The organism is Glaesserella parasuis, from assembly GCF_002015085.1.
GTDB lineage: Bacteria > Pseudomonadota > Gammaproteobacteria > Enterobacterales > Pasteurellaceae > Glaesserella > Glaesserella parasuis.
In genome coordinates, this window is record NZ_MUXW01000038.1 from 1 (window position 1) to 19,862 (window position 19,862).

Here is a 19,862-nt window from a genome sequence, read left to right on the forward strand (position 1 = left end):
AACCAACGCAAGTACTTTTTTAAAGTTTTTTTCTAAATGTTTTGTTTTTCACCAAAAAATAAAAACCATAAGATATAACCTATTGATTTTAAACAAAATTATTTTTCAACAAAATTCAGTATATTTAAGCGTTTAAATCCCCAATTCTGCATTACCTTTTCTCTTTTTAGGAAGTCTTCACTATTTTGCGTACAAAATGCCTGATTTTCTTTGTTTTCGTTATTCACATTCCTCTTCACATCTTGTAACAAGCTCACTACACGGTTCGCAATCCCATTGCCCGGATCAACAAAAAAACTCACCCGTGGCAATAGTTGTTGCAACTCTTCTTTGACCAATGGGAAATGGGTGCAACCTAAAATCACCGTATCTAGCGTCGGGTGTGATTGCCATTCTTCAACAACTTTTTGCAAGCGTCGCATATCCACCGAACCCGTTTGCTGTTTTTCTTCGACGATTTCCACCAAATCTGTTGAGCCAATGCGTTCTACCACACAATCTTTTGCATAGCGTTCAATCAACTCATCGACATAAGGGCGTGTTACCGTGCCTTTGGTCGCAAGCAAACCAATTGTTTTGGTTTGAGAAATTTGAGCGGCAGGCTTAATCGCAGGCACAGTCCCGACAATCGGCATTGCAAACCGCTCTCGTAAGACAGGTAGCACAACCGTACTGGCAGTATTACAAGCAACAACCACCATATCAAGCGGATAATTTTCTGCAATTTTTTGCACAATACCTACCGCTAGTTCGATCAGCACCGCTTCTGATTTTTCAGAATAAGGGAAATACGCGTTGTCAAAACAGTAGAGATAATGGGCATCTGGCAGATTTTCACGAATAGCATCGTAAATAGTCAAACCACCCATTCCTGAGTCGTAAAGAAGAATTGTTGGTTTCATTATATTTTGTAATTAAAGAACTTCGAGCGAATGCTACGCCTTTCTTGATGTGGTTTCAAATGAAAATTGTGGCAGAAACAGCTCTCGAATTTCTAACGGATAACCTTTGAGTAGCAATGTTGAACGGCGAGCATATAAGCCCGTCTGCTTGTCTTGGCTCCATTCCAAAGTTAAACGCTGTGGATTTTGCGGAAATAGCCACAAACCAATAGGATTATCTCCTAGGGTTAAAACGGCTTGTGCCACATTCTCAATTGTTTCTTCCGCTAATAGCGTTTGAGCAAAAATCCACACCTTATCATCACCACTTAACACCACTTCTCGCACCCACGTTTTTGCAAAATATTGCTCAAATCCGACCGCTTGCCAGCCCTGTTGAACAACTTCAACGTCTAGCCTTTGACAAATTTGTTGCAACTTTTCGGTTAAAGAGTTCGTATGTAACAGCCATTCTGCAACTTGACTTGGCAAACCCGTTTCCGCCGTCTGCCAAGTTGATGTGGCTAATAAGGTTCGATACTGCTCGAAATCCTGCATTTAAGCCCCTAGCTGTTTGAGCAAAATCTGCTCTAACACATCATAGCCTTGCTGAGTAAAGTGCAATCCGTCGTGACACAGGTTTAGATCCAATTTGCCTTCTTCATTAGCAAAGGCATTCCACGTTTTCACATAACGAATATCGGAAGGGCAATGTGCTTCAAGGTATTGATTTAACGCCAAAATCGCAGGATTGTCTGTGGTCGCAATGTTATTCACAGGGGTTGCTTCTAATAAATAGTAACGAGATGTTGGGGCTAACGTTTTAAAGGCGGACACAATCTCGTTAATCCAGCCTAACACTTGCTTCGGCGAATAATCAGGTTCTTTTACAATGTCATTCACCCCTAAAAAGATAAACACATCTTCGCCTAACTGTTTGATTAAATTACCTTTAACAATCAAATCAAGGTATTGACGAGTGCTAGTACCAGATAACCCTAAATTTGCCACCGTTTTACCTGCAATATTCGGCGTGCCTTGTTCCATATCAGACCACATATCAAATAGTGAGTGACCAACAAGGGTAATTTGAGCTGTTTTATCAAACTCAGTCTGTTTGCTTAATGCCCTGTCTAAAATGTCTTGATCTGTTTTCATATGTTATCCTTTGTCTAAAGTAATGATTAAAAACCATCCTACACAACAAATCCCACTTTCTTATACACGTCGGCTAAGGTTGCTTTCGCTTTTGCTCTCGCTTTTTCTGCACCTTCACGGTAGATATTTTCAAGCAATGCTTCATTGTTACGGAAATGGTGATAACGTTCTTGAAGTTGGCTTAACATTGCGGAAACTTCGTCGGCGACGGCAGTTTTTAAGTGGCCGTACATTTTGCCTTCAAATTCTGTTTCTAATTCAGGAATTGTCTTGCCTGTGACGCTTGCCAAAATATCAAGTAGGTTTGATACGCCAGGTTTATTTTGAACGTCGTAACGTACAACAGGTGGCTCATCACCGTCGGTCATTGCCCGTTTGATTTTTTTCGCCACTGATTTTGGATCTTCTAATAAACCGATAACGTTATTACGGTTATCATCTGATTTTGACATCTTTTTCGTTGGTTCAAGTAGCGACATAATTCTCGCCCCTGTTTTGGCAATAAAGACTTCAGGCACAGCGAAGATTGGCTCAAGGACATTTCCCTCTGCGTCTTTTTTGCCGTATAACGCATTAAAACGGTTAGCAATATCACGGGTGATTTCTAGATGTTGTTTCTGATCGTCGCCTACAGGCACTTGATTTGCTTGGTACAGTAGAATGTCTGCCGCCATTAGCACTGGATAAGTAAATAAGCCCACGTTTACGTTATCTTCGTGGCGAGCTGATTTGTCTTTGAATTGTGTCATTCGCCCCATTTCGCCGAAGTAGGTATAACAGTTTAAGATCCAAGCGAGTTGGCTATGTTCAGGAACGTGGGATTGAATAAAAATAGTGCTTTTGACTGGATCGATACCACAAGCAAGGTAAATGGCGAGTGTATCTAAGGTTGCTTTGCGTAACGCTTCTGGATCTTGTCTCACTGTGATGGCGTGTAAATCGACGATACAAAATAGACATTCATATTCATCTTGCATTTTAACCCAGTTACGTAATGCCCCAAGGTAGTTACCTAAACTTAATTCGCCCGATGGCTGTACGCCACTAAATACTATTGGTTTTGACATAATCTTTCTCTTTTTAGTAAAAAATCTAGCGGTGTGATTTTGGCAGAAATTTGCTAAAAATGCCAAGTATTCAACCGCTTATCATTTAAGGAATTAATCCTCAATCCCCAAACTTTCCCAGATTTCATCAACACGTTTGACGACATCGGGATTTTTGGTAATCGGCGTTCCCCATTCTCGTTGGGTTTCACCTGCCCATTTATTTGTGGCATCAATGCCCATTTTTGAGCCTAATCCTGCGATAGGGGACGCAAAATCAAGGTAATCAATCGGTGTGTTTTCGATTAATGTCGCATCTCTTGCTGGATCGCAACGAGTGGTAATCGCCCAGATTACATCTTTCCAATCTCTCGCATTGACATCATCATCACACACAATCACAAATTTGGTGTACATAAACTGTCTTAAAAATGACCAAACCCCCATCATTACTCGTTTGGCGTGTCCTGCGTATTGCTTTTTGATCGTGACTACCGCTAGGCGATAAGAACAGCCTTCGGGCGGTAAGTAGAAATCAACGATTTCAGGGAATTGCTTCTGCAAAATCGGGATAAACACTTCATTCAAGGCTTCGCCTAAGACCGCAGGTTCATCAGGTGGTCTGCCCGTGTAGGTGGAATGATAGATGGCATCTTTTCGCATTGTAATATGCGTCACGGTAAACACAGGGAAATACTCTTGTTCATTGTAATATCCCGTATGATCGCCGTAAGGTCCTTCCAATGCGGTTTCGTTAAGATCGATATAGCCTTCAAGCACAATCTCAGCACTGGCAGGCACTTCCAAATCATTGCTGATGGATTTCACCACTTCGGTTTTGTGTCCACGCAATAACCCTGCAAATGCATATTCTGATAAAGTATCGGGGATCGGCGTGACGGCGGCTAAAATCGTAGCAGGATCTGCCCCTAATGCGACCGAAACAGGAAACGGCTTATCGGGATTAGCTTCTTTCCACTCTTGGAAATCCAACGCACCGCCACGATGCGATAGCCAACGCATAATCAATTTATTTTTAGTGATTAACTGCTGGCGATAAATCCCCAAATTTAACCGCTTTTTATAAGGACCTTGCGTAATGGTTAAGCCCCAAGTGACAAGCGGTGCGACATCACCTTGCCAACAGTGCATAATCGGCAGTTGATACAGATCGACATCATCATCCGAGATCACCACTTGCTGACAATCTGCTTTATTCAACACCTTACTTGGCATATTCAGCACTTGCTTCCACTGTGGCAACTGTCCGATTAGATCTTTAAAGCCTTTTGGCGGTTCGGGTTCTTTTAAGAACGCCAACAACTTGCCTAGCTCTCGCAAGGCTTTGGTATCTTCTTGTCCCATACCCATTGCCACCCGTTCCGGCGTGCCGAATAGATTGCACAGCACAGGCATTTTGTAGCCTTTCGGGTTTTCAAATAAGAGAGCCGGACCACCTTTACTCAAAGTACGATCCGCAATCTCGGTCATTTCCAAATAAGGATCGATCTCTTGAGTAATACGCTTCAGTTCGCCTTTTTGCTCAAGCAGATCGAGAAATTCTCGCAGGTTTTTGTATTTCATTGGATTCTCCATTGCAAGAAAATGCAATTTTAATAAAATTTCTAATCTAGAGAAATAAAAGAGCTGACCCCAGTATGATACTGAAATCAGCCCATTAAAACTATCTATTTAAAGATATAGCCACACTATTTGGAATATAATGCAATAAATACAACTAAACTATTTACTTAAATTATCAAAGAAGTTTTTCACCCCTTTGAAAAAACCTTCGTGTTTTGGTCGATGTTGCCCTTTGCCTTCCAGACTTTCTTCTAATTTACGTAACAACTCTTTTTGTTCTTCATTAAGCGATACTGGGGTTTCAATAATCACTTTACAGATTAAATCCCCTGCATAGCCACCTCTTGCACTGGTTACGCCTTTACCACGCACGCGGAACAGTTTGCCCGTTTGGGTTTCGGCTGGGATTTTGAGTTTCACGCGACCGTCTAATGTCGGCACTTCAATCTCGCCGCCTAATGCCGCCATTGTGAAGCTGATTGGCACTTCGCAGTAAAGATTTGAGCCGTCACGCACGAAAATATCGTGGTCTTTCACGTGAATTACCACATATAAATCCCCTGCTGGAGCGCCGTTTTCCCCTGCAGCCCCTTCACCTGATAAGCGAAGTTGGTTGCCGGTATCTACGCCTGCTGGAATGGTGACCGAAAGGTTTTTGGTTTTCTCAACACGTCCATCACCGTGGCAAGATTTACACGGTTTCTCAATTTTCTTACCGGTGCCGTGACAACTTGGACAAACGGTTTCTGTCATAAAGAAACCTTGCTGGCGACGAACGCGTCCTGAGCCGTGGCAGTGCGGACAGGTTTCGACCTTGCTTCCCGCTTCAGCACCAGAACCGTGGCAAGTATCACATTGAACAAGAGTTCGAATGCGAATATCTTTTTTCACACCACGCACAGCTTCTTCTAGGGTGATTTCGAGATCGTAGCGTAAGTCATCACCACGCACGACACGTTGGCGACGACCGCCACCACCGAAACCTCCACCAAACATTTCGCTGAAAATATCTTCAAAGCCGCCGAAACCGCCACCACCAAATCCGCCGAAGCCACCTGCTCCGCCGCCTTGTTCAAAGGCTTGGTGACCGTATTGGTCGTACATTGCACGTTTTTCATTGTCGCCTAAGACTTCATAGGCTTCTTTAATCTCTTTAAATTTTTCTTCAGCTTCTTTGCTGCCTTGGTTTTTGTCAGGGTGATGCTTTGCCGCTAAACGTTTGTAAGCACGTTTAATCTCTTGCTCACTTGCCCCTTTTTGTAAACCAAGGACTTCGTAATAATCTTTTTTTGCCATAATTATTCAGTGTTTTGCAGAATTTTGAAGGAATTTGATCGCTTGTTATATGCACTAAAAGGGCGTGTTACCACGCCCTTAAATTCCTAGTAGTTAATCGTCTTGGGTAAAAAAAGCAAAGTAATTTATTGTATCTTCTAGAATTTTTACATTAGAATCACATTCCCAATCTGATTTATTATTGAAAAAACCTATAGGATATTCATATATATACTGACTTATACCATAATCTTCATTATAAAGTTTATAACAATTTTCAGTCCCCATAGATCTTTCATCACTATCAACTAATTCACATTCAAAATCTTGTACGGGAATCTTAATTTCAATGCCCTGATAATTAATTAGTACATATTCCATATATACCTCTTATTTATTATCCTTCACTTCTTCAAACTCAGCATCGACCACGCCGTCGTCTTTTTGACTTTGTTGGGCTTGTTGCTGACCTTGTTGAGCCTGAGCTTGACCTGCTTGGATTAACGGCTCGGACGCTTTTACGAGGGCTTCGATTTTCGCTTCGATATCCGCTTTATCTTCACCTTTCGCTGCTTTTTCTAATGCCGCTACCGCTTCTTCGATCTTCGCTTTATCTGCATCAGCAAGGTTGCTACCTGCTTCGGCGATCTGTTTACGAGTTGAGTGAGCAATTGCGTCCGCTTGGTTGCGAGTTTGCACTAACTCTTCAAATTTACGGTCTGCTTCTGCGTTCGCTTCCGCATCACGCACCATTTGCTCGATTTCCGCATCGCTTAAGCCTGAAGATGCTTGGATCTTAATTTGTTGCTCTTTACCTGTGTTCTTATCTTTCGCTGAAACGTGGATAATACCGTTTGCGTCAATATCAAAGGTTACTTCAATTTGTGGCATACCACGTGGTGCAGGGTTAATGCCTTCAAGGTTAAACTGACCTAATGATTTGTTATCCGACGCACGTTTACGTTCACCTTGTAAAACGTGAATGGTTACTGCACTTTGATTATCTTCCGCCGTTGAGAACACTTGCGATTTTTTCGTTGGGATCGTGGTGTTTTTCTCAATTAAGGTTGTCATCACGCCACCCATTGTTTCGATACCTAATGATAACGGGGTGACGTCTAACAATAATACGTCTGTTACATCACCAGCTAATACGCCACCTTGTACCGCCGCACCGATAGCTACCGCTTCATCTGGGTTTACGTCTTTGCGTGGTTCTTTGCCGAAGAAGTCAGCCACTTTTTTCTGTACTAATGGCATACGGGTTTGGCCGCCAACTAAGATCACATCGTTGATCTCAGATACGCTTAAACCTGCATCAGCTAACGCCACTTTTACTGGCTCTAATGAGCGGTTTACTAAATCTTCTACTAACGCTTCTAATTTCGCACGAGTTACAGTTAATACTAAGTGTTTTGGACCTGTTGCATCTGCGGTGATATACGGAAGATTTACTTCGGTTGATTGAGCAGACGAAAGTTCGATTTTCGCTTTTTCTGCCGCTTCTTTCACACGTTGCATTGCCATTGAGTCATTGCGTAAATCTACGCCTTGCTCTTTTTGAAATTCTTCAACAAGGTAGTTAATTAAACGGTTGTCGAAGTCTTCACCACCTAAGTGAGTATCACCGTTGGTTGCACGCACTTCAAAGGTTTGTTCGCCATCTAAGTTATCAATTTCGATGATAGACAAGTCGAATGTACCACCACCCAAGTCATACACTGCAACAATTTGGTTTTCTTTTTTAGAGTCTAAACCGTAAGCCAATGCCGCTGCTGTTGGTTCGTTAATGATACGTTTAACTTCTAAACCTGCGATACGACCTGCATCTTTAGTTGCTTGACGTTGAGCATCGTTAAAGTAAGCAGGCACAGTAATAACCGCTTCAGTCACTGGCTCACCTAAGAAATCTTCTGCAGTTTTCTTCATTTTTTTCAATACTTCCGCAGAGATTTGCGGTGGAGCCATTTTTTCGCCTTTTACCGATACCCACGCATCGCCATTGTCTGCTTTGGTAATCTCAAACGGCATAATTTCAATGTCACGTTGAACTTCAGAATCAGTAAAACGACGACCGATTAAACGTTTAATCGCAAATAAAGTATTTTTCGGGTTAGTGATCGCTTGGCGTTTTGCTGGCTGACCAACTAAGGTTTCTTTGTCTGTATAAGCAATGATTGACGGAGTAGTACGCGCACCTTCTGTATTTTCAATTACGCGTGGTTTGTCGCCGTCCATTACCGCAACACAAGAGTTGGTTGTACCTAAGTCAATACCGATAATTTTTCCCATAGTTTGATTCCTCTAATATAAATTTGGTTACTTGTGGGACTGAACCATCATATTCAACGTAGGGACACACTGCGTGTGTCCACAGACTGTTCCTACTGTGTATAGATGGATAACATCCGCCACTTTGTTAAAAAAGAAACGGGAAGTTGTGCTACGTTCCCGCTCAGACGGAACAATAAATAGGGATAAAAATGTGGGCTTCAAGGGTAAAACTAAAAAAAATTTAAAAAAATATGTATTATCACACACACACGCACTATTTCTCACTACGGCACAATCACCGTAAACACATAAGCCGCCATATTAACCAAAAGCACTACGCCATAAAGCATATTCGATTTGCCGTGATTAAGAGAAACCATCACAACGAAAGCAGATAATGCGAGTAGCACCATTGATTTCCAATCTAAGCCTAACACCATATTAATATCAAACAGTAGGCAAACAATCACAACAGATGGAATAGTTAAACCGATACTGGCTAACGCTGAACCTAACGCTAAATTCACACTAGTTTGTAGTCGGTTACGGCTGGCGGCTGTCAATGCTGCCAAACCTTCAGGCATCAAGACAACTGCGGCAATAATCACCCCGACTAGAGATAACGGTGCGCCTGCAGCAACCACCATTGCTTCAATCGCAGGGGAAAGCCCTTTCGCCAGCATTACAACGACACCTAAACAGATCACTAGCAGCAACAAACTGACCAATGCTACTTTAGTCGAAGGTGGCTCTGCGTGATGGTTTGGATTATCATCATCGGCTAAGAAATAATCACGGTGACGCACGGTTTGCATCATAATAAAAGAGAAATATAAAACGAGCGAAGCAATCGCAACAAATACCAACTGAGAGCTGGTATAAGTTCCCCCTGCTGAACTGGTGGTGAAATTAGGCAAAATCATTGTTAATACCAAAATAGACACTAAGGTCACTAAAGCGGTACTCACTGATTTTTTATGAAAAAATTGAACGTGATGTTTAATACCACCAATTAATAAGCAACCACCTAAAATCCCATTCAAAATCAACATAATCGCCGCAAATACGGTATCTCTAGCCAAATAGGTAGCATTGTCACCCCCAGCGATCATCAGCGACACGATTAATGCCACTTCAATAATCGTAATAGCGAGTGCTAGAATAATAGTACCAAACGGCTCTCCAACTTTATGTGCTACCACTTCTGCGTGATGAACTGCAGAAAGCACACTACCAATCAATAACGCACCTCCTCCAAGTTGTAGCCAAATGTTCTCTTTCACGCCAACAAAATAGATAGCCCAAGCTGCAAGCGGTAAGATCACCGACCAAATTGGCAAAGGGGAATGGGAATGTGTCGCCATAATGTCTTCTCCTTTATTTTTATCGTTTAACAATCCTGCTCTTTTGTACTCATAATCTCAATAATTTGTCTATCCATATAGACCATACTTTTTGTCGCAATCGCACATAGGTTATTGATTGATTTATCAACGCTATGTTCCACGATACCTTCATTGCCAGTCACTCGGCTATTATCTAACGCCATTAACACCACTTTGTAGGCAGATGATACCCCTGTTGAAACTTTCATCGCACAGCTATTTGCCGCCCCATCACACAATACACCGCTGATGTCGCCGATCATACTGCAAATCGCCATACTAATGGCGTTAAAATTACCTTTCAGCAAATATGCCATACCTGCCGCACTGCTCATTGCCGCGGTAGTCACAGCACAAAGAGCCGACAGTTTTGGCAACTTACTATGAATATAGATTGCAATCGTATGAGAAAGAAATAACGCACGGATAAGTTGCTCATCATCGGCATTCACAAAACGTGCCACAATCACTGACGGCATTGTTGCCGCAATGCCTTGATTGCCCGAACCCGAATTGCTCATCGCCGGCAACAAGACACCGCCCATTCGAGCATCGGATGCTGCGGTAGTTTCAATTACAATGCGTGACAATAAATCATCAGACATCAACCCAAGTTCAATCTGCTTTTTCAAGGTTCGCCCGATATGCAAGCCATACTCTTTTTCTAAACCTTCTTTCGATAACGCAGAATTTAATTTAGCAGCTTCGGCAATAAAGGCAATCTGTTCAAGGGGAACTTCCATTGCAAATTGATAAATCTGTTCAGCAGAAAGCTGATTGAAAAAGTGATAATCGTCTGCTGTTTCAACCGCTTGCGTTTGTTGCTGGAACAACACTTCCCCATTTTTCTCAATCAATACCACATTGGTATGAGTGTCTTGAATACAGACTTTGACCCAACCCGTTTCACCTAACAATAAAGCTTCCGAATAAAGCGGAAAATCCACATTCGCAATATCCACACTTACCTGATTGGTATCTAACATCGCTTTTGCTTTGGCGACATCTTCGGCTTGAATATGTTTCAACACTTCCAAACCTGCCTCCGCATCACCAGCAATTGCCCCCACAGCAGCCGCAATTGGCAAGCCCACCATACCCGTTCCTGGCACGGTAACCCCCATACCATTTTTCATTAAATTAGGGGATACTTTAGCCTGAATTTGAACAGGCTCGCCACCTAAGTATGATTTCGCAATTGCAGCCGCTAACGCCAACGAAATGGGTTCTGTACAGCCTAATGCTGGGGCAACATCTCGTTTCACAATGGCGATTAATTGTTCTGCAAATTCAAATTTATTCATTCTTTTTTCTCTTTAGTAAAATTTCTCTCTATTCTAACCGCTTATTGCATAATCAAAAAGCAACTTTTTTGCTTGCTTTTAATTGCATAAAAATGCATTATTCAAACATAATTATTCATTATAATATTTAAATTTATTTTTTGATAATTATCACTTGAACGCAAACGTTTGCTCTAGTAAACTTAGCCGCCTATTCCTGAGTAAGAGATTAGGCAGCTTACAAAATGACAGCCAAAATTTCAATAATTAGGAGTACATATAATGTCTGAACCTGCCATTTTAGTTCTTGCCGATGGCTCTGTGTTTCACGGAAAATCTATTGGTTATCAAGGACATACCATTGGTGAAGTGGTCTTTAATACCGCAATGACGGGCTACCAAGAAATTCTCACCGACCCTTCATACACTAATCAAATTGTTACATTGACTTATCCACATATCGGTAATACAGGAACAAATAGCGAAGACGAAGAAGCCGATAAAGTGTATGCTGCAGGTTTAATTATTCGTGATCTTCCCCTTATTCATAGCAATTTCCGTGCTAACTCTTCCCTTTCTGATTATCTGGTTAAACATAAAATCGTCGCAATTGCCGACATTGACACACGCCGTTTAACTCGAATTTTGCGTGATAAAGGCGCTCAAGCAGGCTGTATTTATGTCGGTGATGATATGGCTAAGGCTCTCGAACTTGCCAACAGTTTCGGCTCAATGGCTGGGCAAGATTTAGCCAAAGAAGTGACCTGTAAAGAGTTATATCAATGGACGGAAGGTGAATGGCAACTTGGCAAAGGTTATGTGCAACAAACTACCCCTGAATTTCACGTTGTCGCTTACGATTTTGGCGTAAAACGTAACATTTTAAGAATGCTTGCGGAACGTGGCTGTCGTATCACCGTTGTGCCTGCAACAACCTCTGCAGAAGCTGTACTAGCCTTAAACCCAGACGGTGTTTTCTTATCTAACGGACCAGGCGACCCAGAGCCTTGCACCTATGCAATTACCGCTATCCAAAAATTATTGGCAACGAAAAAACCGATTTTCGGCATCTGTTTAGGGCATCAATTACTCGGATTAGCCGCAGGCGGTAAAACGAAAAAAATGGCATTCGGACACCGCGGCGCAAACCACCCTGTACAAGATTTAGATACACAAAATGTGCTGATCACCAGCCAAAACCACGGTTTTGAAGTTGATGAAGCGAGTTTGCCTGCTAACGTTCGTGTCACCCATCGCTCACTCTTTGACGGCACAGTCCAAGGCATTGAACTCACCGATCAATCGGCATTCTCGTTCCAAGGACACCCAGAAGCCAGCCCAGGGCCGCACGATGTGGCATACCTGTTTGACCGCTTTATTGATGAATTGAGAAAGGCGAAAGGTTAATAAGCGGTGAGATTTGAAGGGAATTTTGCAAAATTTCGCTGAAAAGTGACCGCTTGTATTCAAGTCCCCTCCCCCGCTTGCGGGGGAGGGGATTAAATAGTGGTGGATATTAAAAGACAACCAAATTCAACAACAGAGAAAAAACTATGCCAAAACGTACAGATATAAACACGATTTTAATTATTGGTGCTGGTCCGATTGTCATTGGGCAAGCGTGTGAATTTGACTACTCAGGGGCGCAGGCGTGTAAGGCGTTGCGTGAAGAAGGGTATAAAGTGGTGTTGGTGAACTCAAACCCAGCGACCATTATGACCGATCCAAATATGGCGGACGTGACCTATATTGAGCCGATTGAGTGGCGAACGGTAGCGAAAATCATCGAAAAAGAGCGCCCTGATGCGATTTTGCCGACAATGGGCGGTCAAACGGCATTAAACTGTGCTTTAGATTTATCTCGTAACGGGGTGTTAAAACAGTTCAATGTTGAGCTGATCGGGGCGAGTGAAGATGCGATTGATAAGGCGGAAGATCGTGGTCGTTTCAAACAAGCGATGGAAAAAATCGGTTTGTCTTGCCCGAAATCTTTTATTGCTCATACCCTTGAAGAAGCTTTGAAAGCACAGGAAGCGGTTGGTTTTCCAACATTAATTCGTCCATCATTTACTATGGGCGGTTCAGGTGGCGGTATCGCTTATAACCGTGATGAATTTTTAGCAATTTGCGAACGGGGATTTGAAGCGTCTCCAACCCACGAGTTATTGATTGAACAGTCTGTGCTCGGTTGGAAAGAGTATGAAATGGAAGTGGTGCGTGATAAGGCGGACAACTGCATTATCGTTTGTTCAATTGAGAACTTCGACCCGATGGGCGTGCATACGGGCGACAGTATTACTGTTGCACCTGCACAAACCTTAACCGATAAAGAATATCAAATTATGCGTAATGCTTCTTTGGCGGTGTTGCGTGAAATCGGCGTGGATACAGGCGGTTCAAATGTGCAATTTGCGATCAACCCTGAAAATGGCGAGATAATCGTAATTGAAATGAACCCGCGTGTTAGCCGTTCTTCTGCCCTTGCATCTAAAGCGACAGGCTTCCCGATTGCAAAAGTTGCAGCGAAATTAGCGGTCGGTTATACCTTACATGAACTGCGTAACGATATTACGGGCGGTTTAATTCCAGCTTCTTTTGAACCAACCCTTGACTATGTCGTAACCAAAATTCCACGTTTCGCCTTTGAAAAATTTTCAAATACAGACGACCGTTTAACCACACAAATGAAGTCTGTGGGCGAAGTGATGGCAATGGGAAGAACTTTCCAAGAAAGCTTACAAAAAGCGTTGCGTGGCTTAGAAACAGGGATTTGTGGTTTTAACTTGCTATCGGAAGAGCCTGAAAAAATCCGTCGTGAACTGGCAAACCCAGGCCCGAACCGTATTCTTTATGTTGCTGATGCTTTTGGTGCAGGCTTTAGCTTGGACGAAGTTCATCACTATTCCAAAATCGATCCGTGGTTCTTAATTCAAATTCAAGATTTGGTGCAAGAAGAGCTTGCTCTTGAGAAAAAACAGTTAAGCGATTTGGATCATGAAGAATTACGTCGTTTAAAACGCAAAGGTTTCTCGGATAAACGTATCGCCCAGCTTACCAAAGTCAGCGAAAAAGCCGTGCGTGATTATCGCCATACCCTTGGCATTCTACCAGTTTACAAACGTGTCGATACCTGTGCAGCAGAGTTTGCTTCTGATACGGCTTATCTCTATTCTACTTACGAAGAAGAGTGCGAAGCGAACCCATCTGATCGTAAAAAAGTGATGATTTTAGGTGGTGGCCCGAACCGTATCGGACAAGGGATTGAGTTCGATTACTGCTGTGTTCACGCTTCCCTTGCCTTGCGTGAAGCTGGCTATGAAACCATTATGGTGAACTGCAACCCTGAAACGGTTTCAACAGATTTTGATACCTCTGACCGCTTGTATTTTGAGCCATTAACGCTGGAAGATGTGTTAGAAGTGGTGCGTGTAGAACAGCCGTGGGGCGTGATTGTTCACTATGGCGGTCAAACGCCGTTAAAACTAGCGAATGCTTTACACGAGAATGGTGTAAACATTATCGGCACGTCAGCAGACAGCATTGATGCGGCGGAAGACCGTGAACGTTTCCAAAAAATCCTACACGATTTGAACCTAAAACAACCTGCTAACCGCACAGCTCGTAATGCACAAGAAGCAGTGGCGTTAGCAAATGAAGTAGGTTATCCGTTGGTGGTTCGCCCATCTTATGTACTTGGCGGACGTGCAATGCAAATCGTCTATAACGATGAAGAATTGAACAAATATATGCGTGAAGCGGTGTCTGTGTCTAACGACAGCCCGATCTTGCTCGACCACTTCTTAAATAATGCGATTGAAGTCGATGTGGACTGTATCTGTGACGGCGAAAACGTGGTGATCGGCGGTATTATGCAACACGTTGAACAAGCAGGTATCCACAGTGGCGACTCGGCGTGTTCTCTACCAGCTTACTCATTAAGCGGTGAGATCCTCGATGAAATTCGCAGACAGACTAAAGAAATGGCGTTTGCCCTTGGGGTGAAAGGCTTAATGAACGTACAGTTTGCGGTACAAAATGATGTGGTATATGTTCTTGAAGTAAACCCTCGTGCCAGCCGTACCGTGCCGTTTGTGAGTAAAGCGACAGGTCAGCCGTTAGCTAAAATCGCTGCACGAGTAATGGCAGGGGAAAGCCTTGCAGAACTCAATGCTCTGGAAGAGGTAATTCCACAAAAATACTTCGTTAAAGAAGCGGTATTCCCATTCATCAAATTCCCAGGGGTAGATACAATTTTAGGCCCTGAAATGCGTTCGACAGGGGAAGTAATGGGCGTGGGCGAAACCTTTGCCGAAGCCTTCTTCAAAGCACAGTTAGGAGCAGGGGAACGTATTCCAAGAACAGGAAAAGTGTTCTTATCGGTAGATAACAACGATAAACCTCGCTTACTCGATGTGGCAAAACGCCTACAAGAGCAAGGCTACGGCTTATGTGCAACCTTAGGCACAGCAAAATTCTTACGCGAAAACGGCATTGCGACCCAAATCGTCAATAAAGTGCGTGAAGGCAGACCACATATCGTTGATGCGATTAAAAACGGCGAGATTGCGATGGTGATCAACACCGTAAACGGTGAGCCTGAAGTGATTACCGACAGCCACTCAATCCGCCGTACCGCACTGCAACAACGTGTGCCTGTCTATACCACGATTGCAGGGGCTGATGCGATTTCCTATGCCGTTGAACATATTAACGAGTTTGGGGTGTATTCGGTGCAGGAGTTGCATAGTAACTAGATTATAAAAAGAAGAGCTTGAATATACTTTACAAAACTAATGTTATTCAAGCTCTTTACTAATCTATTTAGACAGATTATTAATATGGATATTAGGCATAGTACACAATTTTAATAAATAATACCCCAATACTGCGGAGATACCTGAACCGATTAAGATTCCTAAACGAGCAAGAGAGATAAATTGACCGTCAGCTTCATCGCCACCAAAAGCAAGTCCTGCCAAGAACATTGACATTGTAAAGCCGATACCACAAAGGATAGAAACAGCGAAGATTTGTTTAAAATTCATCCCTTCTGATAACTGTGCGATACCCAATTTCACGGCAAGGAAGCTAAAGCTAAATACGCCTAAGGTTTTACCTACTAATAAACCTAACGCAACCCCCATTGTAAGCGGTGAGAATAATGTGCTTAAGCTCATTCCTGCTAAAGATACGCCAGCGTTTGAGAAAGCAAATAGCGGTAAAATCACAAACGAACACCACGGTGCAAGAATATGTTCAAAATGAGCCAATGGTTCTTCCCCATTTTTACCTTTTAATGGAACGCAGAAGCCAATAATTACCCCCGCTAATGTGGCGTGAACCCCTGATTTTAATACTGAAGCCCATAAAATTAATCCAACGACCATATAAGCACAAATTGCCGTAACTCGCATACGATTCATTATGATTAAAGCAGTAATTGCTATGACTGCTGAAATCAGGGCTGTGGTACTTAATTCGTGAGAGAAAAAGATAGCAATTACGACAATTGCCCCCAAGTCATCAATAATCGCTAATGCGAGTAGGAAAATTTTCAAAGCAAATGGCACTCGTTTGCCGAGTAATCCTAAAACTCCAAGTGCAAATGCAATGTCTGTTGCCATCGGAATCGCCCAACCTTGCTGAAATTCTGGCGAATCACTATTAATCAATGTGAAAACAAGAGCTGGTACAATCATTCCCCCTAATGCACCAATAGCGGGGAAAATTGCACGTTGGTAGCTAGAAATTGCTCCAACCATCATTTCACGCTTCACTTCTAGCCCTATAAGGACAAAAAACACTGCCATAAAGCCGTCGTTTACCCACATTAACAACGGTTTATGAATACTGAATAAACCAATCTGGATACTGACAGGCATACTTAAAAAATCAAAGTAGAGGTCTTTCAAGGGCGTATTTGCAAACAGCATTGCTAACATTGCAAAAGCAAGCAATAAAATACCGCTTGCAGACTCTAGTTGTAAAAATTTTCGGATATGCTGGATCATTCTGTTAACCTCTTGTTATGTAAAATTCGTCAATCTTTCTTAAATCTTTTTTCTTTTAACAAAATCAGCGTGTAAGATCAAGGCGAAGCGGGCAGATACTGCAGAAAATTTGTAAAATTTGTTTGATCAACTTCACGAAAAGTAGCAATAAAAGATTTGAATTTATGTTTGGGGAAATTTCTAGATTAGCCTTGATCTTTTTGGTATTTATCGCTAGAATTGCAACTCTTTTTTATGATCCTCGTTTGGCTTATAGTCAATTTTTAATTTTTAGGTAGATAGCAAATGAAACGTACATTTCAACCATCTGTATTAAAACGCGCTCGTACTCACGGTTTCCGTGCTCGTATGGCAACTAAAAACGGTCGTCAAGTATTAGCACGTCGTCGTGCTAAAGGTCGTAAAAGCTTATCTGCATAATGGCAGATAAGTCAGCCAAAACACTCAGTGTGAATAAGCTAACTTTTTCTCGGGAGCTACGTTTGTTAGCTCCCGTTCAATTTAAATCGGTTTTTGAACTGCCTCTCCGTGCTAGCACGCCTCAATTAACCCTTTTATCTCGCCAAAACGATATTGAACACGCTCGAATTGGTCTTACTGTTGCTAAAAAGCATCTAAAAAGAGCCCACGACCGCAATCGTATCAAACGCATTGTGCGAGAAAGTTTCCGCTTGAAACAACATCAACTTCCTGCTTACGATTTTGTCTTTGTGGCAAAAGGCGGAATTGGTAAACTCAGCAACCAAGAACTATTTGAAACCTTGGATAAACTATGGCAACGCCACATTCGCCTCGCTCAGAAAGCACAACAGGAACAGCATCAAAACTAAGTCTTTTGGCTTATGTAATGCTCGCCCTTGTGCATTTTTACCGCTATGTCATTAGCCCATTAATTGGGCCTCGCTGTCGTTTTTATCCCACCTGTTCTACTTATGCCTTAGAAGCAATTAAAATTCACGGTGCCATAAAAGGTGGCTGGCTTGCTCTAAAACGTATTCTACGTTGCAATCCATTGAGCGAAGGAGGCGAAGATCCTGTTCCACCGAAGTGTAATTGCGGTACAAAACATAAATAATATTGTAGGTTGGGCAGTAATGCTCAACTTAATCTATCTTGCCCAATACCAACTTACCTGCAAAACGTTGCGTTAATTCATGCTGAAACAGTTCCACTTGTGTGGGGTTAATTGCTAAGATTAATTCCACTTTATCACTAAATTGTTGCTCCACCAGCTCAATATCCCGCTCTACAATCAAATGTTGAATCGTATTAAATTGCTCATATTCACACTGCAAGCGGTAAGATTTGCGTAAAACTTTGCGAATTTTTTCGACTTGCAATAGCCCTTGTTGTACACCATTGCCATAGGCTTTAACGAGTCCGCCTGTGCCGAGCAAAATTCCACCGTAATAACGCACTACCACTGCACTGATTTCCCCCAAGCCTGAACCTAGCAAGTAATTAAGCATTGGTTTACCAGCTGTCCCTGAAGGTTCGCCATCATCAGAAAAGCCATATTGCTGTGAATCATTCGGCTGCCCTGCGACCGTTGCCCAGCAATGATGTCGAGCATGCGGATGTAAAGCTCGTATTTCAGCCCAAAAGGCTTTGGCTTGTTCCATTCCTTCTGTATGGCGAATGTAGGTAATAAAACGACTTTTTTGATCTCTTCTTCAAAGATCACTTCTGCTTTGGGGATAAAAAATTCCATATTCTCAACTGGTTACTTCATAGAGTTCTATCATGCTTTAAATGATGAGATTTGATAAATCTCTTTCAAATTGTTAAAAAAATGTGAAATCATTCAAGTTTTTAAGAGAAAACGTTTGCATAACAGAAAAAAGTCGAGTATATCTTATATCGTTTTCCTATTTGAGTTATAGGTCAAACGCAACATCTTACTTTTCCCAATCCTGAATTTTTAGAGGAAATAGACATGAAAAACTTTTTTAAATTATCGTTAGTTGCAAGTTTAGCAATGGGTTCTATGGCAGCTCACGCAGAGGACAAATTCGTCACTATCGGTACTGGTGGTCAAACAGGCGTTTACTATGTAGTGGGTCAATCAATCTGCCAATTAGTAAACCGTGACACAGCAAAAACGAATGTGAAATGTAATGCGCCATCTACAGGAGCATCTGTTGCAAACTTGAATGCGATTGCCGATAAACAGATGGAAATGGGTATTGCTCAATCAGACTGGCAATATCATGCTTACAATGGCTCAAGCTCATTTGAAGGCAAGAAAAACGACAAATTACGTGCGGTGTTCTCTATTCACCCTGAACCATTCACTGTAATGGCTCGTACCGATGCAAAAATTACTAACTTCGATGATTTAAAAGGTAAACGTGTGAATGTGGGTGACCCAGGTTCAGGTACACGTGCAACCATGAACGTTATTTTGGCAGCAAAAGGCCGGACAGATAAAGAGTTCAAAGTGGCTTCTGAATTAAAACCGGCAGAAATGGCATCAGTGATGTGTGATAACAACTTAGATGCAATTACTTATAACGTAGGTCACCCAAATGGTGCGTTAAAAGAAGCTGCTGCATCTTGTGATGCACACTTAGTGCCGGTAACAGGTGAAGCGATTGATAAATTAGTGGCAGATCACCCTTACTATGCGAAAGCGACGATTCCGGGCGGTTTATATAAAGGTACAGATAACCCAGTAGATACTTTCGGTGTGTATGCAACACTTGTAACTTCTGCGGATGTGGATGCTGACCGTGTTTATACCGTGGTGAAAGCCGTATTTGATAACTTCGATCGTTTCAAACGTTTACACCCTGCGTTTGAAAACCTAAAAGAAGAAGAGATGATCAAAAATGCGCTTTCTGCACCATTACACGAAGGTGCAATCCGTTACTATAAAGAGCGTGGCTGGATGTAATTCATCCGTTTCTTAATATGAAGGCAGGAGTAAATCGCTTCCTGCCTTTTGTCGTTTTCATCAAGCGGT

Annotated in this window: 17 protein-coding genes and 1 pseudogene; 6 read left to right on the top strand and 12 right to left on the bottom strand. The window is 42.3% G+C overall.

Features of this window, described 5'->3' with window-relative positions; genetic code table 11:
• Positions 1-98 precede the first annotated feature (98 nt).
• The 10 genes from murI to B0183_RS08880 all read right to left on the bottom strand — a co-directional run bounded on the left by murI (position 99) and on the right by B0183_RS08880 (position 10,907).
• The gene (gene murI, locus B0183_RS08835) at positions 99-902 is read right to left on the bottom strand and encodes a glutamate racemase (protein WP_078208678.1); all 804 of its coding nucleotides are present in this window, start codon (positions 900-902) and stop codon (positions 99-101) included.
• 33 nt (positions 903-935) lie between these two features.
• Entirely contained in the window at positions 936-1,439 is a 504-nt protein-coding gene (locus B0183_RS08840; RefSeq protein ID WP_021111910.1) for a chorismate--pyruvate lyase family protein, read from the bottom strand.
• The gene (locus B0183_RS08845) at positions 1,440-2,039 is read right to left on the bottom strand and encodes an SGNH/GDSL hydrolase family protein (protein ID WP_005711808.1); all 600 of its coding nucleotides are present in this window, start codon (positions 2,037-2,039) and stop codon (positions 1,440-1,442) included.
• Between the two features lie 38 nt (positions 2,040-2,077).
• Positions 2,078-3,106: a tryptophan--tRNA ligase gene (gene trpS, locus B0183_RS08850; protein ID WP_021111912.1), complete on the bottom strand. Its 1,029-nt coding sequence runs from the start codon at positions 3,104-3,106 to the stop codon at positions 2,078-2,080.
• 93 nt (positions 3,107-3,199) lie between these two features.
• Positions 3,200-4,669 carry a 4-hydroxy-3-polyprenylbenzoate decarboxylase gene (gene ubiD, locus B0183_RS08855; RefSeq protein ID WP_021114487.1) on the bottom strand — a complete coding sequence of 490 codons (1,470 nt, stop codon included), beginning with the start codon at positions 4,667-4,669 and terminating at the stop codon, positions 3,200-3,202.
• Between the two features lie 159 nt (positions 4,670-4,828).
• Complete coding sequence (gene dnaJ / locus B0183_RS08860) at positions 4,829-5,965, bottom strand: molecular chaperone DnaJ (RefSeq protein ID WP_021119044.1); 1,137 nt, start codon at positions 5,963-5,965, stop codon at positions 4,829-4,831.
• A gap of 93 nt (positions 5,966-6,058) precedes the next feature.
• Positions 6,059-6,325, bottom strand: a complete 267-nt coding sequence (locus tag B0183_RS08865; RefSeq protein WP_043896698.1) for a hypothetical protein — start codon at positions 6,323-6,325, stop codon at positions 6,059-6,061.
• Between the two features lie 9 nt (positions 6,326-6,334).
• Entirely contained in the window at positions 6,335-8,236 is a 1,902-nt protein-coding gene (gene dnaK, locus B0183_RS08870; RefSeq protein ID WP_075606493.1) for a molecular chaperone DnaK, read from the bottom strand.
• A gap of 266 nt (positions 8,237-8,502) precedes the next feature.
• On the bottom strand, positions 8,503-9,582 hold the full coding sequence (locus B0183_RS08875) for a calcium:cation antiporter (protein WP_021113137.1): 1,080 nt from the start codon (positions 9,580-9,582) through the stop codon (positions 8,503-8,505).
• A 26-nt stretch (positions 9,583-9,608) separates the two neighbouring features.
• On the bottom strand, positions 9,609-10,907 hold the full coding sequence (locus B0183_RS08880; RefSeq protein ID WP_078208679.1) for an L-cysteine desulfidase family protein: 1,299 nt from the start codon (positions 10,905-10,907) through the stop codon (positions 9,609-9,611).
• A 261-nt stretch (positions 10,908-11,168) separates the two neighbouring features.
• On the opposite strand from B0183_RS08880, the gene carA reads away from it, so the two are divergent.
• Both carA and carB read left to right on the top strand, forming a co-directional pair.
• Positions 11,169-12,293 carry a glutamine-hydrolyzing carbamoyl-phosphate synthase small subunit gene (gene carA / locus B0183_RS08885; protein ID WP_078208680.1) on the top strand — a complete coding sequence of 375 codons (1,125 nt, stop codon included), beginning with the start codon at positions 11,169-11,171 and terminating at the stop codon, positions 12,291-12,293.
• 146 nt (positions 12,294-12,439) lie between these two features.
• The gene (gene carB, locus B0183_RS08890; RefSeq protein ID WP_078208681.1) at positions 12,440-15,640 is read left to right on the top strand and encodes a carbamoyl-phosphate synthase large subunit; all 3,201 of its coding nucleotides are present in this window, start codon (positions 12,440-12,442) and stop codon (positions 15,638-15,640) included.
• Positions 15,641-15,703: 63 nt separating this feature from the next.
• Here the strand turns inward: carB and nhaA are convergent, their stop codons facing one another.
• Positions 15,704-16,897, bottom strand: coding sequence for a Na+/H+ antiporter NhaA (gene nhaA, locus B0183_RS08895; RefSeq protein ID WP_078208682.1), 1,194 nt, complete (start codon positions 16,895-16,897; stop codon positions 15,704-15,706).
• 285 nt (positions 16,898-17,182) lie between these two features.
• Between nhaA and rpmH the strand changes: the two genes are divergently transcribed.
• From rpmH to yidD, 3 genes are read left to right on the top strand one after another with little or no spacing between them, the layout of a single operon-like run.
• Positions 17,183-17,317, top strand: coding sequence for a 50S ribosomal protein L34 (gene rpmH / locus B0183_RS08900; RefSeq protein WP_005599701.1), 135 nt, complete (start codon positions 17,183-17,185; stop codon positions 17,315-17,317).
• A gap of 29 nt (positions 17,318-17,346) precedes the next feature.
• The gene (gene rnpA, locus B0183_RS08905; RefSeq protein ID WP_035492233.1) at positions 17,347-17,727 is read left to right on the top strand and encodes a ribonuclease P protein component; all 381 of its coding nucleotides are present in this window, start codon (positions 17,347-17,349) and stop codon (positions 17,725-17,727) included.
• Positions 17,670-17,972 (top strand): membrane protein insertion efficiency factor YidD, encoded by a 303-nt coding sequence (gene yidD, locus B0183_RS08910; RefSeq protein WP_078208683.1) that lies wholly within the window; start codon positions 17,670-17,672, stop codon positions 17,970-17,972. The genes rnpA and yidD overlap by 58 nt, the downstream gene beginning before the upstream one ends.
• A 28-nt stretch (positions 17,973-18,000) precedes the next feature.
• On the opposite strand, the pseudogene B0183_RS08915 reads toward yidD, so the two are convergent.
• A pseudogene (locus tag B0183_RS08915) lies at positions 18,001-18,608 on the bottom strand (YigZ family protein).
• A gap of 225 nt (positions 18,609-18,833) precedes the next feature.
• Here B0183_RS08915 and B0183_RS08920 point away from each other — a divergent pair.
• A complete protein-coding gene (locus B0183_RS08920; protein ID WP_021114494.1) occupies positions 18,834-19,793 on the top strand; it encodes a TAXI family TRAP transporter solute-binding subunit in 960 nt (319 codons plus the stop codon).
• Positions 19,794-19,862 lie beyond the last annotated feature (69 nt).

What these genes read in the sequence shown, in the direction of transcription:
- carA (WP_078208680.1), top strand. Translation starts at nt 11,169, where the DNA reads ATGTCTGAACCTGCCATTTTAGTTCTTGCCGATGGCTCTGTGTTTCAC.
- murI (WP_078208678.1), bottom strand. Translation starts at nt 902, where the DNA reads ATGAAACCAACAATTCTTCTTTACGACTCAGGAATGGGTGGTTTGACT.
- trpS (WP_021111912.1), bottom strand. Translation starts at nt 3,106, where the DNA reads ATGTCAAAACCAATAGTATTTAGTGGCGTACAGCCATCGGGCGAATTA.
- rpmH (WP_005599701.1), top strand. Translation starts at nt 17,183, where the DNA reads ATGAAACGTACATTTCAACCATCTGTATTAAAACGCGCTCGTACTCAC.
- B0183_RS08865 (WP_043896698.1), bottom strand. Translation starts at nt 6,325, where the DNA reads ATGGAATATGTACTAATTAATTATCAGGGCATTGAAATTAAGATTCCC.
- B0183_RS08840 (WP_021111910.1), bottom strand. Translation starts at nt 1,439, where the DNA reads ATGCAGGATTTCGAGCAGTATCGAACCTTATTAGCCACATCAACTTGG.
- yidD (WP_078208683.1), top strand. Translation starts at nt 17,670, where the DNA reads ATGGCAACGCCACATTCGCCTCGCTCAGAAAGCACAACAGGAACAGCA.
- carB (WP_078208681.1), top strand. Translation starts at nt 12,440, where the DNA reads ATGCCAAAACGTACAGATATAAACACGATTTTAATTATTGGTGCTGGT.
- dnaJ (WP_021119044.1), bottom strand. Translation starts at nt 5,965, where the DNA reads ATGGCAAAAAAAGATTATTACGAAGTCCTTGGTTTACAAAAAGGGGCA.
- dnaK (WP_075606493.1), bottom strand. Translation starts at nt 8,236, where the DNA reads ATGGGAAAAATTATCGGTATTGACTTAGGTACAACCAACTCTTGTGTT.
- B0183_RS08845 (WP_005711808.1), bottom strand. Translation starts at nt 2,039, where the DNA reads ATGAAAACAGATCAAGACATTTTAGACAGGGCATTAAGCAAACAGACT.
- B0183_RS08880 (WP_078208679.1), bottom strand. Translation starts at nt 10,907, where the DNA reads ATGAATAAATTTGAATTTGCAGAACAATTAATCGCCATTGTGAAACGA.
- B0183_RS08920 (WP_021114494.1), top strand. Translation starts at nt 18,834, where the DNA reads ATGAAAAACTTTTTTAAATTATCGTTAGTTGCAAGTTTAGCAATGGGT.
- ubiD (WP_021114487.1), bottom strand. Translation starts at nt 4,669, where the DNA reads ATGAAATACAAAAACCTGCGAGAATTTCTCGATCTGCTTGAGCAAAAA.
- nhaA (WP_078208682.1), bottom strand. Translation starts at nt 16,897, where the DNA reads ATGATCCAGCATATCCGAAAATTTTTACAACTAGAGTCTGCAAGCGGT.
- B0183_RS08875 (WP_021113137.1), bottom strand. Translation starts at nt 9,582, where the DNA reads ATGGCGACACATTCCCATTCCCCTTTGCCAATTTGGTCGGTGATCTTA.